Here is a 15,752-nt window from a genome sequence, read left to right as displayed (position 1 = left end):
GCACATTACCTGCCTTCGTTTCACGCGCGATCAACAGACGCTTAATCTGTAGGCCTTACAATCTATCTGCATACCACCGCTACCCGCCTTTGTCCAACCGCCAACATGCAGCCGCGCAACAGATTCGCATCTGCGCCTTACAATCCATCTGCATGCTATCACCGCCCGCCTTTGCGCAACCATCAGCATGCAGCCGACGCAACAGCCTCTTATCCGTTCCCCTTACACCACCAACTCCCCATGCAACTTCTCCAGCGTCGCATCCAGATCATCCGTCAACCCGGGATGCACTTTCGACGACTGCACCACCGTACTGCGCGTCGCGGTCAGCCAGCGGAAACGGGTGGGCATGTCGAGCCGGGCGATGGGGCCGCCCGTAGCCGGATTGCCAAGGCATACGTTCTCGATCACAGAAAGGTATTCTTTTATTTCAGCGCAGTCAGTGTCGGCGCACAGGGCCTTCAGGCGACTGTCGTTGAGTGTTAACCTGGCTTTCAGGTACTTTTGTTTTTTACAGAAAACGATGATGCCGGCATTAATAAATTCTTCACGTTCCACCCTTGGTACAACGCGAATCACGGCGTACTCAAATAAGTGCTTTTCTTGCATTTTGGGCTTCGTTTACAAAGATTTCGGAAGAATTGATACGTGTCAGCAGGAAGTTCGCATACACCTCACGCCGCTCGGCGGGCGAAGCATCTATGCCATAACCGGTAAGCCATTCGTCAGGCACCATCGCCACAATGTTGTTTACAAGTTCAGGCGTGAGCTTCGCTTTAAATTCAGCATCCACCTCCGGCAACTGACTGGCCCATGGCAGCAGCACATGGTCTTTCACCTGCACGAACGGACGGCGTGCCTGTTCCTCCCAGTTATCCCAGGAGTGATGGAAGTATAAGGAAGCGCCATGATCGATGAGCCATAACTCACGATTCCAGCTGAGCATATTGGTATTACGAGGGGTGCGGTCTACGTTGGTGATGAGGCAATCCAGCCATACGATCTGTGAGGACAGGCGATCGTCTACCCGCATCACCGCAGGTTCATAAGTAATAGCACCTGAGAGGTAATGCAACGCCAGATTCGTTCCTTCGCTCGCACGCAGCAGGTCCTGTATCTCTTCGTCTGGCTCGGTACGGCCAAATGAACTGTCAAGATTAGCAAATACGATTTCGGGCACTTTAAAACCCAGGGCGCGGGCAAGTTCGCCTCCTATCAGGTCGGCTACCAGCGCCTTTAGACCCTGGCCGGCACCCCTGAATTTCAAAACATATAAAAAGCCGTCGTCTGCTTCCACAATGGCGGGAAGCGAGCCGCCTTCGCGTAGCGGCGTCACGTAGCGCACTACGTTAACGCTTCTGAGTACGGGCGTTTGAATGGTCATCTCCTCTCCTGTTATAAACGTCATCAATAACTAAAATCAGGCGAAAATTAGATATAGTTTTTGATATGAACGTTATTTTGTCAACTCACCTGGTGGTATACACTTCAATTAACTCAGGAGCGCTCCCAATCACTGCCGCCCTTAGAGCCTGTTAGCACATGCCACAATAAGCCGCTATTACCACTCCGTTGTTAACCAACACCGACATCACGCGGCAACAACCGACGCCTGCGTCGCATGGCAACACGTCCAAAATATACTATTACCACTTCTCCGTCAGCAACCGCCAATACCGCTTTGGCACATGTCTCAAATGCAGCTTCGTATTCTTACGCTCGCTAATATTGACACGCTGAAAATACTCCTTCCACAAATCCTGGTACAACTGTTCACCCTCGTGCAAGGCATCCGAAGCATCCGGCCCTCCGCCATCAAACATCACTTCTTCCACGGTTTGCAGGTTATAGTAAATGCCATACCCTCGCTTAAAATCATAGATCAGCCAACGCTGATCGGCGTACCGATGCTGAAAGTGGTCGGCAATCAAGGGCAATACGTTAAAATCTGGTTCTACGGCGGCATAATACAGATCATCACCGGTGCGCTGAAATCGCACAAAGGCTTTCATCCTATGCCGCTCCCGGTCAACCGATTTGGCTACCTGGGTGATGCGCAGCACGTCACTCTTGCCATAAGCTAAATGAGGATCCTTTGCACCGGAGAAGTAGAAACGCGCACAGGACAGAATGACCATTTCTATACCCGGCAATTCGGAGAGATAAGCGCAATACAACTGTCTGCAGGCATCAGCAGGCACTTTGCCATGCAGGCCTTTCCAAACGCGTGCGGCCTTTTCCAGGTCGGTGGGCACTTCCATCTGGCTGGCAAACACGTCCTGCTGCGAGAGCCTGTCCAGCGCACGGATGCCCGCCACCCAAGTATTTGCATACGCCTCGAACACGGCCGTAAGTAAACCCGGCCAGCTGCCATCATACACTAATATCGTTTCCATTAAAACAAACTCCCTTGTTGTACGCCCCGGTGAAATTTACTCTTCGACTCATTCAAAATAAACTGCCTGATCTGCTCGTGCGGCCTGTCCCGATGAAACTGCCCGCCCGCACAGGTAATGAAATACCGCGCCCTGTTAATCGCCACGCCTATTTTCTTCAACTGCTCCCAATCCAGCTTCCCGAACTTACGGGCAGCTACGATCTTTCGAGCCGACTGCACACCAATACCGGGTACACGCAGTATCAATTGCAGGTCATCTTTATTAATATCCACGGGAAAGGTTTGCATGTTCCGTAAGGCCCAACTCAATTTAGGATCAATGTCCGTTTCCAGCTGCGGATGCTCGTCATTCAAAATCTCCCTGATATGAAAGCCGTAAAAACGCATCAGCCAGTCGGTCTGGTACAACCTGTTTTCCCTCACCAGCGGCACCCTGCTTTGCATGCCTGGCAGCCTGCTGTCGGAACTCACAGGCACGTAGCCGGAGTAATACACACGTTTCAAGCTAAAGCCTTTATAGAACTGGTGAGCGGTGTACATAATATCTTTGTCCGACTCGCCTGTGGCCCCAATGATCATCTGGGTACTCTGTCCGGCAGGTGCAAATAATGGCGCGTGCCTTAAGGTCTGCCGCTCCGACTCCGACTGCTCTATCGCGCCTTTGAGGTAATGCATCGGTTTTATCATATCCTTCCGGTCTTTATCAGGCGCCAGGAGTTTTAAACCCTGCTCCGTCGGTATCTCTATATTTACACTCAGCCTGTCAGCATATAACCCGGCCTCGTGCATCAGCTCATCGCTGGCACCGGGTATCGACTTCAGGTGAATATACCCATTAAACTTATGCTCGGTGCGCAGCTTCTTTGCCACCAGTACAAGCCGCTCCATCGTATAATCAGCATTTTTGAAAATGCCGGAACTCAGGAACAATCCCTCTATATAATTTCGCCGGTAAAAATTAATGGTAAGATCTACGACTTCCTGGACCGTAAAAGCGACGCGTTTGATATCATTACTTTTCCGCGTTACACAGTAGGCGCAATCATAAATGCAGAAGTTGGTCAACAAGATTTTCAGCAGCGATACACAACGGCCGTCTTCGGTATAGGTGTGGCAAATCCCACTGCCATACGCATCCCCCAGGCCCTTATTATCGTTCTTACGCTTACTTCCGCTGGATGAGCACGATACATCGTATTTCGCAGCATCCGCCAATATTTGCAGTTTCTCACTAATTCTGTCTGACATACGATTACTAAATTACTAATTTTTTTAGCAAATACATCAAACTAATTTATTTTAGACTCCTGACATACTGCTGTCACTAACCGGTTTTTTCTTTGTATCATAAATTGGTAGATCATGTTACAACTTGTACAAGCCGGCCCTTCCATAAGCGCTGGCAGCTTAATAAGGGATTATGCGGCCTTCAATCAATGGGCTACGCATCGACTGATCAATTGGCTGAAGCGCAAGCCCGCCAGCATTATTGAGGCGGAACTGGCCTCGAGTTTTTATAGTCTCCGCAGCACGCTGTTACACATCTGGGCCACAGAAGCGCACTGGTTCTCCTGGATGGCCGCCGGCAGGGAATGTGTCAATATTCAACAAACGTTCAACGGCTCGCTGGAAGAATTGTACGACGGTGTATTGGAACAAGCGGAGGTGTTAAATGAATATGTGCAGTCGCTGGACGAAGAAACCCTTTACGAACCCTGTAACTTTACAGAATCTTATGGCATGACACCAGCCAGGCCACGGGCGGAATTATTAATGCACACGCTCATGCACAGCATGTATCATCGGGGGCAGCTAACATCTATGGGCCACCAGGCGGGCCTTCACGATGCGCCGATGACGGATTATATGTTTTACCTGCTTCTGGGGAAACATCAATAAAAAAAGGCAGAAGCTTTCGCCCCTGCCCCTTGCTGTTATTTCTTAGCTGCGTCTATCTTTTGCTGAATATCGCGCCAATCGTAGTAGTGAAAAACTTTGCCGTTACTCATCGCCACGAACAGTCCTTTCGGGTACTTCGCACCCAGCGGCACGGCCGTTACATCCGATCCGTCGCTTTCGTCGGTGGATACGGGTACGGTGGCCAGGAAGGTGTTGCTACCCTCTCGGCTAAACACTTCAAATGTATTGTTCTGTTGATTTGACACCAGTACGTACCCGGTGCTATCGCCAGTCGGGTAAATAGAAATGCCCTCATGGTCAGACGCAAAGCCTGTTTTAGCGAACATGCCCAGCTCCTGCTCGTTACCCGGATTAGCGGAATATTTACGCACGCCCACTGTTTCATCAGAATAGTACACGTACCCCATCTGGTTATCCACCGCAATCGCTTCAATCTCTTTTTTACCACTGTATGCCCAAACTTGCGTACCACGGTCGCTTTGATGGTACCATTGCCCGCATCTTCCAAACGATATTGCCACAGGTAACCCTGCGCAGGACCGGATTTGCGGCCGACGATGGCAAATATCGCCGAATCGGCCGGACGGTTATACAAGGCAATACCCATCGGATCGCGTTCTGTTTCGCCCTCAAAAACGGGGATACCACCATTGTCGAGCGGACGCAGGTCGGGCAGGCTGAAGATGCGGATCTTATTCGCTTCTCTTTCCGTTACGACCGCGATGTCTACGGGCACGCCATTCAACATAAAACCATAAGTGAGGTCTACGTTGTTCGGACGTTTCAACGGCACGCTCTTCTGGATTTTACCGTCCAGGTCAAAGGTGTATAAACCGCCGTTGGTATCTTTATCGGTCCCTACGATCAGGCTATGCGCTGTATCAGCTTTATTGATCCAGATCGCAGGATCATCAGTATCAAACTTTGTTTCTTCCGTTACTGCTATCGGCTTGATAGCGTCTGCATGTACCGGTAGCTTTTTTTCGCCGCAGGCCGCCAGCGCCAGAACGGCGAGGCAGGCTGCGTGCGTTAATTTCTTTCTAAACATTCATTCACAGATTATAAGTCAAACTTCACCCCGAAATTGTAACGGGGACGGTAGTATTCGTCCTGCATAGTGCGGGAAGAAATACCCTGGTAATAACGTAACGACTGGTTAGTCAGGTTGTTCGCTTCAGCGAAAATACGCCAGTGGTTCGCAATTTTGTAAGATGCGTTGGCATCGAGGAAAAATTGTTTGTCGTAGAAACGGTCGCTGAAGTCATCACCTCCCAGTTCATCCAGGTAAGCTGCTGTGTAGTTGCCGGAAACACGCGCCGTGAAACGTTTGTTCTCGAAAGACAGAGATACGTTAAACATGTGCGGTGCAGTACCAGGCAGCATTACATCGGTACGTTTGTCGCCATCAGCATTGTAAATACCGTCTGCTTTAGATTTAGTGTAAGTATAGTTCGCATACATTCCCAAACCTTTCAACGCACCTGGCAGGAAGTCGAGCTGGCGTTGCAGCGCTACTTCGAAACCGTAAACTTTCACGTTATCGCCGTTGCGGGATTGTTTGTACACCCAGTTGTCTCCAGCAGGGATCGGGTTGGTCAGATCTGGATAATCAGCCGCGTATTTTGCAGTGTTATACTGCTGATCGCGGTATACGTAAATGAAGTCTTTGATGTTTTTGTAAAACACACCACCAGAAAGGATACCTACTGATTTAAAGTAGTATTCACCCATCACATCGAAGTTCCAGGCGTAAGCGGCTTTCAGGTTCGGGTTACCGGCAGACAACTCCTCATCGTCAGCCACAGTGCTCACGTACGGTGCGAGGTCGTAGTAATTCGGGCGGGCAATAGAAGTAGTAACGGCAGCGCGGAGGATGAAATCGTTGCTTACATTGTATTTAAAGCTCAGGTTCGGCAGGATGTTCAGGTAGCTGTTAGAGATACTGCGCTCTCCGGCCAGGTCTTCTTCATTTTCCACCACGTTACCAGTATAATCGATGCTGGTATTCTCGAAACGCACACCGGCGATCATAGACAGCTGGCTGGTCAGGTCCTGGTCGAAACGCAGGTAACCGGCTGTGATGGTTTCTTTTGCTTTAAAGTTGATAGCGAGATACTCGTCAGCCTTGTCTTTTTGCTCAAACAGGCTGGTGTTCTTCAACTGCAGGCCACCCAGGTATTCCTTCTTAATGAAAGCACCACGGTTAGCATATTTGGATCCCGGCTCGTAATTACCATCAATAGTGAAAGAGGTAGATGGGCTGCCGAAAGCATCCAGTTCGCTCAGTGGCTCATATTCAAAGAAGTTGTTATCACGTTTCTTGTCTTTCAGACGAACGCGGGTACCGAAACGCAGGCGACCTTTCTGACCAGGCACGATGCTTAAAGGTACGCGGAAGTTCAACCGCAGGCCCAACTCATTCTCACGGGTGTGGTCGTGGTTTTCGGAAATAGCGGCCAGGGAAAAATCGGGATTAGTGGCTCCTGGAGCGCTCGCCATCGGAAACTTCGGATTAGCAAGATCCAGGTTGATCGCCTGATCTTCCAGTTCATATTCAATGTAACGCTCGTTCGGACGATCCTCACTCGCGGTGGAGAAGGATGCACCCCAATCCAGGTTTACTTTGCTACCCAGCAGGTGTTCACCGCGCAGGGAGTAGTTCTGCACGCGCTGATCTTCCAGCCTGCGGCCTTTGTTACGGTTGTTTTCGATACCACCTTTAGATTCACGAACAACGGAACCAGTGTAGCCGGTAATGTTATCGTTGCCATCATAAGCAGGCTCGATATCTTTATAGCTAACGCGGAAACGGTTTTCACGGTCGTCGCGCCAGTTATACATAGCATTGGCAAAAATTACGTTACGGGCGTTGAACTGGTAGTCCAATGCTACTGATGCACTGCGACGTATACGCTGAACATTGTACGTACGGATCTCTGATTCTTCTACATAAACATTACCTGCATCATCCTTCGCCCAGGTAGCTTCCATATCGTCAGAACCGTAATCATTGTTATTGTAAGATGCGCTTAATACAGCACCCAGTTTATTTTTCATGAAACGGTTGCCCAGTACCAGGGAACCGGTGTAAAGCGCCTTTTCGCGGATAGGATTGTAACCTCCGGAAAGTGTAGCTGAAACACGAGGACCGGTAGGCGCAGCACGGGTTACCAGGTTTACGGAACCACCGATCGCGTCGGCATCCATATCAGGTGTTAAAGTCTTATTCACCTCGATGGTCTGCACCATGTCGGAAGGGATCAGGTCCATCTGCACACGACGGTTATCACCTTCGGCAGAAGGGATGCGGTCGCCGTTAAGCGTAACGGAATTCAGTTCCGGGGCCAGGCCGCGGATGATGATGTTACGCGCTTCGCCCTGGTCGTTCTGCATGGTTACACCGGGAATACGTTTGATCGCATCGCCAATGTTCGCATCCGGGAAGCGGCCGATCTGGTCGGCAGATACGATGTTGCTGATATTCGGCTTGTTCTTTTGCTGGTTCAATGCTTTGGCCTGGCCACGCAGACGGTCGCCCATTACCACCACTTCTTTACCGGAAACGCCGCCGCTTTCGAGCTGCATTTTAACGGTGGTAGCTTTGTTCTCTTCAACTGTTACCGATTGCGTAGCAGTCTGGTAACCCATGTAAGTCACCGTCAGTGTGTAACTGCCTACAGGCACCTTTAAAAACTCGAACTTGCCAAACTGGTTAGAGATCGTGTATTGGTTACCAGGTGTAAGTTTTAAAGTAGCACCAGGGAGGGACAGGTTTTGACCCTTGTCGATAACCGAACCGGTTAACAGGCCACTTTGTGCATAGGCACCGATGCAGGAGAATACCATCAGTACGAGCGTAAAAATCTTGCGCATATCTAGCTGTTAAAATTTGAGTGCAAGATTAGTCGATGTGCGCCGAAGCCCCCAATGAATAACGTTATCGAAAGGTTAAGGAATTGTTGCTGCAATATTAACACTGCGGTTAAAATGCTGCAATAATGCAGCCCTGTAGCCTAATATTGCAGAGTGCATTCATTACTGTTTTAACCCCCGCATTGCTTAAGACATCACTAACATCACATCAAGCTTCCTCCGTTTCATGAATTTCAGGATACGACAATGTAATAAGCTTCAGCACCTATACCAGCTAAGAGACCCGCAACAACGGGAACTGTATCACGCGGACCTGATACCCAACGCACAGGCCTACCTCCCCCCTGTTCCTTTCGGTAAACTGCTGATCCAGCGGGTAAGCCTGGTGAATCTTGTGTACTGGCATTTTAACCTTACTGTAGAGCAGATTACACAATTCGAGTTTTACCCCGATGTTCCCTCCACCTCTTTCCACTATATGCTCGAAAACAATATGCAACTGGTGCTGGACGGCCAAACGAACCATTTCAGAGAAGGCGAAGCCTCCCTGTTATACCTGCGCAATATCAACTATGAAATTACATTGGAGCCTGGCCGCTACCAGTTCGTACAGGTAGACCCATCGTGGATTGTATGGCAAAAGCTGTTTGAAAACTACCCTGGTATCAGGAAGGAAGTGGAAGTTGCCGGACAAACCATGGGCACCTTTCTGAATGTGGGTCCGTGCCTCATCGACGAAGCCGAAAAGAAGCTACTGAAGCATATCAGCACCGAGCCAATTACCCGCGGACGGTCGGCCCTGCAGCAAACATCGATCAGCCTGGTACGGTTATTTCTGGATAAATGCAGTATATCAGCCAATCAGCACTCGTAAACGATTATGTTATAATAACATCCCGTTAACTAAATGCTGACAGATTTATTCTAATTTGTTAAGGTATTCTATCTTTTCCAAGCATCCGAGAGCCATCAATCGACGAATTATGACCAGCATTTCATCAGGCACAGACACACTTATCTTTGACAGTAACCAGAAAGGCGGGGTTGATTTTAATGCGGTATGCCGCAGCGTGGCGGCTCAATTGCAGTTACCGGAAGCATTTATCTGCTACATGTTGTTTGATCGGTTATATCCGCTCGGCCCACGCCAGGCGATCAGCTTTCTGATCGACAGTGAGCTGGTACGTTACCTTTACAACAACAGGGGCAAATTCGAACTGGAAGCTACCGGCGACCATGTGACCGTCACATTCGAAGATGGCGGTACGCTGGGCGGCGAAGATGCTGACCTTACCTGGGAGCAGTTTTTTGAGATGGGATACATCGACTGCAGCCGCGAACACCTCACAAAGGTCAATAAAGCCCTTTCTGAGGAGTTGCTCGATGTAGTTGGGCGGCTGTCTTAAGCCGCTTTATTTAGTGGCGGCTTTCGCACTTTTCTTCGCAGCCGCCTTCTTCGCCACTTTTGCTTTGGCTTTAGCCTTAGGCGCAGCAGCTTTTTTAGCGGCCACTTTCGCTATCGCTGGCTTTTCAGCTTTGGCGGGCTTTTCTTTTTTTAATTTTTCTGCTTTGGGTGCCTTTTCTGTTTTAGGCGATTTGTCATCTTCCAGCCCTTCGCTAATCAGCTTGGCGGCCTTCTCGATACGTTTGGCGAATTTCTTTTCTCCCAGTTCTTCCTTAAAGCTTGCTAATGCATTCTCGAGCAAAGAGGTTATTTTTTTGCGGGTTTCTTTCTTATCTGGCATATCTCGCTATTGTTTACAATTTGATAATATAAAAATAACACTCCTCCCGCGCATCCCAATGTTAAGTTTTTGCCCAGCTCGCCTCTTGGGCTCACCATGCTTACTACTGAAGGTCTGATAACGCCGCCCGGATCCTGGTGACCCGCGCAGCCCACAAGCGCCCCAGCAGAAAGAGTTGCACACCGATTACCACCAGTGCGCCTGCCAGCAGCCAATACTTCGTAGCGTTAAAAGTCATGCCGGCACAAAAGAACCACAACAACGCTGCCACACCTAACGCCCTACCCAGTACGGCCACGGCGCCAAACACCTGTAACCGCCGTACATAACGGTGCAACGAAGCCTTTAAGTCGGTACCATTAATAAGGTTGCGCGCCGCCAGCAACCCAGATACATTGTGCGCCAGCATGAACAGCACTGCCGACGCTAATATTACGTTCAGGTAAAGCGGCTTCTCATCACCATCGAAGATATCACGGAATACCAATAGCAGTGCAGTCCAGGCGATGCTTTCAATTATCAGCTGGCGTTTGATCTGTCGCGTTACTTTTTGTTCACGTGGTTCCCAGGTGGCAGTAGCTGGCGACATATTTTTGTTTGCCTCATTCCAGGCGGATTTCAGTTCGTCCATTTTTTATTGTTTTAGAAGTTGTTTCAATTTTGTGCGGATGCGATTGAGCTTTACGCCCACATGGTTTTCAGAGATGCCGGTCACCTCCGCAATTTCGCGGTAATTCAGGTCCTCCAGGTAAAGCACCATCAATGCCTTTTCCCCATCAGGCAGCTGGCGCAGGGCCTGCCAGAACAACTGGAGGCGGTACTCCTGTTCCTCATCGGCGCCCTCTGCCTGCTTTTCCGGCATCTCGCCGGGGTACCGGACATCCGGCCGCCTGCGGCGGAAGGCGGCTATGGCAGTATTAAGGGCAATGCGATACACCCAGGTACTATGCCCGGCCTCGCCCCGGTAAGCGGGGTATGACTTCCAAAGCTGGTACGCGATCTCCTGGTACAGGTCCTCCCGATCTTCCCGGCTATCGCGGTAAAGGCGGCAAACCTTGTGAATGATGCCCTGGTGAGCCCCAAGCAGTTGTTCAAATTCCATATCGGCTAAAAGTTACTGTATTAGTTGCGCCCTGATGGAAAAACTTACAGTACCGATGGATGGTCATTGCGGATGGACTGAAGCGAGCCGCCTTCGTATAAGGATGCCGTTGCTTTATTCGTCATGACGAAAGGGATGCTGCCGCTGAAGGGAGTGACACAACGGCGGCTGAAGGATAGGTAAAAGCCGGCGTACAAATCAAAACAAAAATGCCGGCACCACTGAGTGGTACCGGCATTCCGATTACAATATGATAAAGGCTATTGGGCCTGCTTCTGCTCCTGGTTGCCTTCCTGGCCAGCCGTGCGCTCTCCGTCGCCACCGCGGCGTTTTGGATGGAACTTACGTTTACCACCTTCCCCCTGCGGACGTGATTCGCCGTTTTGGCCTTCACCCTGCGGACGTGGCGGACGTTGAGGACGTGGACCATTATTATGCGGCTGTCCTTGCGGACGAGGGCCACGCTGACCTTCGCCTTGCGGACGTGGAGGACGCGGACCACCTGAGCGATGCCCACCCCCTTCTGGCCACCGCCGCCGGGCCTGCGTTTACCACCACCGCCGCCACCAGGCTGGTAAGCAGGCGTAGGGCCAAACTTTTCTTCCACTTGCGCCTTGGTTACCTCACGGCCTATCAGCTGCTCGATCCGGCGAAACTTGTTCTGCTCTTTCGGACTGATGAACGTGTAAGCCGTACCCTCAGCGGCCGCGCGGGCCGTACGACCGATACGGTGTACGTAATCCTCACCGTCGTTCGGTACGTCGTAATTGATCACCAGGTCAATATCTTCAATATCGATACCGCGGCTCAGGATGTCTGTAGCCACCAGTATTTTCAAACGATGACTGCGGAAGTCCATCAGCACCTGCTCGCGGGTTTCCTGCTCCAGGTCGGAATGGATCTGTTCTACGGAAAGTTTCGCGCGTTTTAACTCCGCGCACAGTTGTTTTACGTTTTGTTTGCGGGAGCAAAACACCACCACACTGTTAAAGTCGCGCTGACGCAAAATGTCTTTGATCAACGGGGCTTTCTGCTCTTCGAACACCACGAAAGCTTCCTGGCGGATCTTCTCCGGTGGCTTGCTGATTGCGATATTGACTTCTACCGGGTTGCGCAGGATCGACATGGCGAGCTTACGCATTTTATCCGGCATGGTAGCGGAAAACAGCAGATTCTGGCGCTCCTTCGGCAGGTAGGAAATGATCTTTACGATATCGTCGTGAAAGCCCATGTCCAGCATGCGGTCGGCCTCGTCTAACACGAGGTAACGCAGTTCATCCATCTTCACATACCCCATGTTGAGGTGGGCGATCATACGGCCAGGCGTACAAATCACCATATCAACGCCCGAAGACAGTGCCTTCTTTTCGATAGCAAAGTTAGCACCGCTGCCACCACCATAAACGGCGATAGAACTGATATTAGTAAAGTATGAGATACCCTCTAGTGTTTGTGATATTTGCACCGCCAACTCGCGCGTAGGTACAATTACCATGGAGTTGATCTTTTGTGCGTGATGCGGTTCCGTCAGCAGCTTATGCATAACGGGAAGCAGGAAAGCAGCAGTTTTACCGGTGCCGGTCTGTGCGCAGGCCATAATGTCCCGGCCTTCAATAATGGGGGGTATTACTTCTTCCTGTATAGGGGTTGCCTTTTCGTAGCGCATAGCATCAATGCCATCCAGCAACCTGTCATCAAAACCAAATTCTGTAAAATTCAAAATAGTCGTATTTGTTAATATATTCGCTCAATACGGTAAAGATAACGAAATAGCGACGGACGCGCAAATAACCTTGAGCCCGGCCGGCCATAACGCCTAAACCCGCTGTTGACGGCAGTTTACGATCCACAATGCGCTCATTTTCAGCACTGCAAACTTTCCCAGTGTAATATCTGAGGCTGGTTACTGCCGCGTTTGGCCCCAAAGTTGCACGATAAATTCACTAAAACACGGAAGGGTATGTCAGTAATTCACCAGTTCCCTGCGCGGATCAATGGCAAGTTATACCAGCTTACTGTGGAGGAGAAAACGTTAGATGGCTGGAAGGCGTATCACATCCTACATAATGATACGTCCAAACTGTTCCAGGACTTCATCCCAAACGACCTTACACTCGTAGAAAAAGACACAGGTATTCAATTTGAGCCGGCCATTTCTTCACCGGAAGGCCGCGCGATCGCGCAGGACATTTACATCGCTTTAAAAACACTTCAATCCGGCCACCAGTCTAACATCCAGCCAGACGGACCAGCGTTGGGTTAATTTTTTTCGGGACGAGCTTCAACCACTCCTCTCAGCCGCCGTTGTGTCACTCACTTCAGCTTTTACTTTACTATCACCTTGCAACTTGTGTTACAGGCGTAACGATCCCCGAAGGATAACCGGGACCAACGAACCGGAAGTAATAAAGATCGTCGCTACCACATCGGTTAGAACTAAAGTAACCAGTGTAACCATCTTTGTTCAGCAGCACACCGAAATCGTCCCGCGAGGAATTAACGGGATAACCGAGGTTAGCCGCCTTACCGGCGGGCAAATCGTCCTGCAGGCGAATGAGGAAGATGTCCAGTCCGCCCAGGCCACCCTTTCCGTCGGAAGAAAAATAAAGGGTGCCATCCTTGCTGATGTAAGGAAACATTTCATTGCCTTTGGTATTGATCGCCGGGCCCGCGTTCACCGGGGCCGACCAGCCATTACTCATTTTACGGCAATACCAGATGTCGCTGCCACCGCGGCCCCCGGGCATATCGGATACGAAGTACAAAAAGTCGCCATCCGCGGTTAAGGCCGGGTGGCCGACGGAGTATTCATCGCTATTGTATGGAAACTCCGTAAAGTCTTTCCAGTCCCCGTAACGGAATATGGCGGAGTAGATCTTCAGGCGGTTCACACCCTTTTTATCTTTGCCAGACTTGCCTTTGAAAACGTTGTTGCGGCTCATAAAGATCGTATCACCGCGACTGTTAAAGCTTACCGGCCCCTCATGGAAGCGGGATTCCAGCTGTTTGTTGAACAACACAACACTTTCCTTCGGCACGGGCGGCAACTCCATGGGAAGTCGTAGTTCCGCTGCCGGGGCCGATACGCGGCGGCTATCGTTAGGCGTGGGCCGGTACACTCCCTGGTATTTATCCATATCGATATGCGGTGCGGCGGGCGGGTCTACCGTTTTCACGATGCTCGTATCAGCTACCTGGTACAAACTGAGGAACGGTGTGCGATCCCATTCAAAGGTATTTTTGCTCACCACCGTACGCGGGCGGTTGCTCACGAATATTAGTCCGCCATCGAACCAGGACGGGCTAAACTCATCGTACCCCGTATTGATGTTTAGGAAACGAATGTCCCAGCGGCTCGAGTCCATGAAGCGGTCAAGGTGCATGTACGTATCCAGGAAGTTCCTGGCAGTTTCGTCGCTGCCGGCTTCGTCGAGGTGTTTTTCGTACCAGATTGCCGCCTTTCCGTATTCGGAGTTAGCGGCCAGTAATTGCGCGTACGGCAACGCGAGTCGCGTATTCGAGGGATCCATCTTTACCGCTTTAGCGTACCAGTATAGCGCATTGGGATAGTCCCTGATTTTGTACAGGCAGTCTGCCAGCTTCGTTACCACCTCCGCATCGGATGAGTCTTTTTCCAGCGCACGCAGGTAAATGGGAATGGCATTACGATAACGCAGGGCCACGTATTCGCGGTCTGCTTTCTCCACCTCTTTCTGGGCCGTGGCGGCATGGGCCACCAACAGCAGGATCAACAAAAACAGTTGTGTACAGCTCTTCATACTTTAAAAATACCTAGGTGAAAGGATCTCGCCCCGCTCCCATCCGAATTCAAAACGTAACATAATTTCATGTGTGCCCTGGTTATACTTTACCAGTTTTGAGATGCTGTGATCATATGCATAACCCAGCCTGAACTGGCTGCCCAGCTGCAATTCCAGCAACCCGGCTATCGCGTCGCCGGTGCGGTACGAGGCGCCTACAGATACGATATCTTTTATCCAGAGATTCGCATTGATGTCAGCCTCTATCGGCGCGCCACTCACCGCTTTCACCAGTAATGACGGCTTCAGCTTATAATCCTCTCCCAGGTCAAACACATAACCCGTCATGAAAAACAAGTGCATGAAACGATGCGCCACCACATCTGTCTGGTACAAGTACTGCTCCTTACGCAGATACGTGCGCACGATGTTGGGAATCGAAAAGCCGGCGTAAAAGCGATCGTTATTGTAGTACAATCCCGCCCCGAAACTGGGCATCATGGCATTCACGTTTTGCATGAACGCCGGATCGCCGTTCTGATCGATCAGATCTACCTTGGCGAGGTTCGCGCGAAAGTTCGTAAACCCGCCCTGCAAGCCGATCCCTAATGAACTTACATCATCTTTAAAGTTGATGCGATAGGCGTACGTCATATAAAATCCCGTGGACTTCGTGATGCCTATTTTGTCGTTAAAGGCTTGCAGCCCCAACCCTATTTTCCGGTCGCGCGTGGCCATGTCGAGCGACACTGTTTGTGTTTCGGGCGCCCCCTCCACACCTATCCATTGCCGGCGATACATCGCTGTAGCGCTCAGGTTACCACGGCTGCCCGCATAACCGGGGTTGATCGCCATGGTGTTGAACATATATTGTGTATACATTGCATCCTGCTGCGCCTGTCCGGCCAAAGCCAGCAGCAACATCCCTTTTAACAATAACAGCTTTTTCATCG

General features: G+C 50.5%; 16 protein-coding genes and 1 pseudogene. 4 read left to right on the top strand and 13 right to left on the bottom strand.

What is annotated here, in order from left to right; translation table 11 throughout:
* Window positions 1-222 precede the first annotated feature (222 nt).
* From MKQ68_RS06060 to MKQ68_RS06045, 4 genes are all read right to left on the bottom strand, one after another.
* Window positions 223-609, bottom strand: a complete 387-nt coding sequence (locus MKQ68_RS06060; protein WP_264282522.1) for a DUF3037 domain-containing protein — start codon at window positions 607-609, stop codon at window positions 223-225.
* Window positions 587-1,408 (bottom strand): HipA family kinase, encoded by an 822-nt coding sequence (locus MKQ68_RS06055; RefSeq protein WP_264282521.1) that lies wholly within the window; start codon window positions 1,406-1,408, stop codon window positions 587-589. Before MKQ68_RS06055 ends, MKQ68_RS06060 begins: the two co-directional genes overlap by 23 nt.
* Window positions 1,409-1,646: 238 nt before the next feature.
* Window positions 1,647-2,396 carry a TIGR03915 family putative DNA repair protein gene (locus MKQ68_RS06050; RefSeq protein ID WP_264282520.1) on the bottom strand — a complete coding sequence of 250 codons (750 nt, stop codon included), beginning with the start codon at window positions 2,394-2,396 and terminating at the stop codon, window positions 1,647-1,649.
* A complete protein-coding gene (locus MKQ68_RS06045; protein WP_264282519.1) occupies window positions 2,396-3,646 on the bottom strand; it encodes a putative DNA modification/repair radical SAM protein in 1,251 nt (416 codons plus the stop codon). The genes MKQ68_RS06050 and MKQ68_RS06045 overlap by 1 nt, the downstream gene beginning before the upstream one ends.
* A 114-nt stretch (window positions 3,647-3,760) precedes the next feature.
* Between MKQ68_RS06045 and MKQ68_RS06040 the strand changes: the two genes are divergently transcribed.
* The gene (locus tag MKQ68_RS06040; RefSeq protein ID WP_264282518.1) at window positions 3,761-4,297 is read left to right on the top strand and encodes a DinB family protein; all 537 of its coding nucleotides are present in this window, start codon (window positions 3,761-3,763) and stop codon (window positions 4,295-4,297) included.
* A gap of 35 nt (window positions 4,298-4,332) precedes the next feature.
* On the opposite strand, the gene MKQ68_RS06035 is transcribed toward MKQ68_RS06040, so the two are convergent.
* The 3 genes and pseudogenes from MKQ68_RS06035 to MKQ68_RS06025 form a co-directional block, all read right to left on the bottom strand.
* Window positions 4,333-4,725 (bottom strand): phytase, encoded by a 393-nt coding sequence (locus MKQ68_RS06035; RefSeq protein ID WP_264282517.1) that lies wholly within the window; start codon window positions 4,723-4,725, stop codon window positions 4,333-4,335.
* A gap of 125 nt (window positions 4,726-4,850) precedes the next feature.
* Window positions 4,851-5,366, bottom strand: a pseudogene (locus MKQ68_RS06030) (phytase); the annotation flags it as partial.
* Window positions 5,367-5,377: 11 nt separating this feature from the next.
* Window positions 5,378-8,191 (bottom strand): TonB-dependent receptor, encoded by a 2,814-nt coding sequence (locus MKQ68_RS06025; RefSeq protein WP_264282516.1) that lies wholly within the window; start codon window positions 8,189-8,191, stop codon window positions 5,378-5,380.
* A 226-nt stretch (window positions 8,192-8,417) separates the two neighbouring features.
* Between MKQ68_RS06025 and MKQ68_RS06020 the strand changes: the two genes are divergently transcribed.
* Both MKQ68_RS06020 and MKQ68_RS06015 read left to right on the top strand, forming a co-directional pair.
* A complete protein-coding gene (locus MKQ68_RS06020; protein ID WP_264282515.1) occupies window positions 8,418-9,065 on the top strand; it encodes a hypothetical protein in 648 nt (215 codons plus the stop codon).
* Window positions 9,066-9,174: 109 nt separating this feature from the next.
* Complete coding sequence (locus MKQ68_RS06015; RefSeq protein ID WP_264282514.1) at window positions 9,175-9,597, top strand: hypothetical protein; 423 nt, start codon at window positions 9,175-9,177, stop codon at window positions 9,595-9,597.
* Between the two features lie 6 nt (window positions 9,598-9,603).
* Here MKQ68_RS06015 and MKQ68_RS06010 read toward each other — a convergent pair whose 3' ends face one another.
* The 4 genes from MKQ68_RS06010 to MKQ68_RS05995 all read right to left on the bottom strand — a co-directional run bounded on the left by MKQ68_RS06010 (window position 9,604) and on the right by MKQ68_RS05995 (window position 12,758).
* Window positions 9,604-9,936, bottom strand: a complete 333-nt coding sequence (locus tag MKQ68_RS06010) for a hypothetical protein (protein ID WP_264282513.1) — start codon at window positions 9,934-9,936, stop codon at window positions 9,604-9,606.
* Window positions 9,937-10,039: 103 nt separating this feature from the next.
* Complete coding sequence (locus MKQ68_RS06005) at window positions 10,040-10,567, bottom strand: hypothetical protein (protein ID WP_264282512.1); 528 nt, start codon at window positions 10,565-10,567, stop codon at window positions 10,040-10,042.
* Between the two features lie 3 nt (window positions 10,568-10,570).
* Entirely contained in the window at window positions 10,571-11,038 is a 468-nt protein-coding gene (locus MKQ68_RS06000; protein WP_264282511.1) for an RNA polymerase sigma factor, read from the bottom strand.
* Window positions 11,039-11,159: 121 nt separating this feature from the next.
* Window positions 11,160-12,758 carry a DEAD/DEAH box helicase gene (locus tag MKQ68_RS05995; protein WP_264282510.1) on the bottom strand — a complete coding sequence of 533 codons (1,599 nt, stop codon included), beginning with the start codon at window positions 12,756-12,758 and terminating at the stop codon, window positions 11,160-11,162.
* Between the two features lie 240 nt (window positions 12,759-12,998).
* Here MKQ68_RS05995 and MKQ68_RS05990 point away from each other — a divergent pair, with 240 nt between their 5' ends.
* A complete protein-coding gene (locus tag MKQ68_RS05990) occupies window positions 12,999-13,301 on the top strand; it encodes a hypothetical protein (protein ID WP_264282509.1) in 303 nt (100 codons plus the stop codon).
* A 73-nt stretch (window positions 13,302-13,374) separates the two neighbouring features.
* On the opposite strand, the gene MKQ68_RS05985 is transcribed toward MKQ68_RS05990, so the two are convergent.
* Both MKQ68_RS05985 and MKQ68_RS05980 read right to left on the bottom strand, forming a co-directional pair.
* Window positions 13,375-14,817: a tetratricopeptide repeat protein gene (locus MKQ68_RS05985; protein ID WP_264282508.1), complete on the bottom strand. Its 1,443-nt coding sequence runs from the start codon at window positions 14,815-14,817 to the stop codon at window positions 13,375-13,377.
* Window positions 14,818-14,820: 3 nt separating this feature from the next.
* Window positions 14,821-15,750, bottom strand: coding sequence for a PorP/SprF family type IX secretion system membrane protein (locus tag MKQ68_RS05980; protein ID WP_264282507.1), 930 nt, complete (start codon window positions 15,748-15,750; stop codon window positions 14,821-14,823).
* Window positions 15,751-15,752 lie beyond the last annotated feature (2 nt).

The organism is Chitinophaga horti (genome assembly GCF_022867795.2).
GTDB classification, from domain to species: domain Bacteria; phylum Bacteroidota; class Bacteroidia; order Chitinophagales; family Chitinophagaceae; genus Chitinophaga; species Chitinophaga horti.
The sequence above is the reverse complement of the archived record's forward strand: the minus strand, read 5'-3'. Positions and strand labels throughout refer to the sequence as shown.

Coding starts and splice junctions, on each gene's coding strand:
- MKQ68_RS06060 (WP_264282522.1), bottom strand. CDS start 609: ATGCAAGAAAAGCACTTATTTGAGTACGCCGTGATTCGCGTTGTACCA.
- MKQ68_RS06055 (WP_264282521.1), bottom strand. CDS start 1,408: ATGACGTTTATAACAGGAGAGGAGATGACCATTCAAACGCCCGTACTC.
- MKQ68_RS06050 (WP_264282520.1), bottom strand. CDS start 2,396: ATGGAAACGATATTAGTGTATGATGGCAGCTGGCCGGGTTTACTTACG.
- MKQ68_RS06045 (WP_264282519.1), bottom strand. CDS start 3,646: ATGTCAGACAGAATTAGTGAGAAACTGCAAATATTGGCGGATGCTGCG.
- MKQ68_RS06040 (WP_264282518.1), top strand. CDS start 3,761: ATGTTACAACTTGTACAAGCCGGCCCTTCCATAAGCGCTGGCAGCTTA.
- MKQ68_RS06035 (WP_264282517.1), bottom strand. CDS start 4,725: ATGGGGTACGTGTACTATTCTGATGAAACAGTGGGCGTGCGTAAATAT.
- MKQ68_RS06025 (WP_264282516.1), bottom strand. CDS start 8,191: ATGCGCAAGATTTTTACGCTCGTACTGATGGTATTCTCCTGCATCGGT.
- MKQ68_RS06020 (WP_264282515.1), top strand. CDS start 8,418: ATGAATTTCAGGATACGACAATGTAATAAGCTTCAGCACCTATACCAG.
- MKQ68_RS06015 (WP_264282514.1), top strand. CDS start 9,175: ATGACCAGCATTTCATCAGGCACAGACACACTTATCTTTGACAGTAAC.
- MKQ68_RS06010 (WP_264282513.1), bottom strand. CDS start 9,936: ATGCCAGATAAGAAAGAAACCCGCAAAAAAATAACCTCTTTGCTCGAG.
- MKQ68_RS06005 (WP_264282512.1), bottom strand. CDS start 10,567: ATGGACGAACTGAAATCCGCCTGGAATGAGGCAAACAAAAATATGTCG.
- MKQ68_RS06000 (WP_264282511.1), bottom strand. CDS start 11,038: ATGGAATTTGAACAACTGCTTGGGGCTCACCAGGGCATCATTCACAAG.
- MKQ68_RS05990 (WP_264282509.1), top strand. CDS start 12,999: ATGTCAGTAATTCACCAGTTCCCTGCGCGGATCAATGGCAAGTTATAC.
- MKQ68_RS05985 (WP_264282508.1), bottom strand. CDS start 14,817: ATGAAGAGCTGTACACAACTGTTTTTGTTGATCCTGCTGTTGGTGGCC.
- MKQ68_RS05980 (WP_264282507.1), bottom strand. CDS start 15,750: ATGAAAAAGCTGTTATTGTTAAAAGGGATGTTGCTGCTGGCTTTGGCC.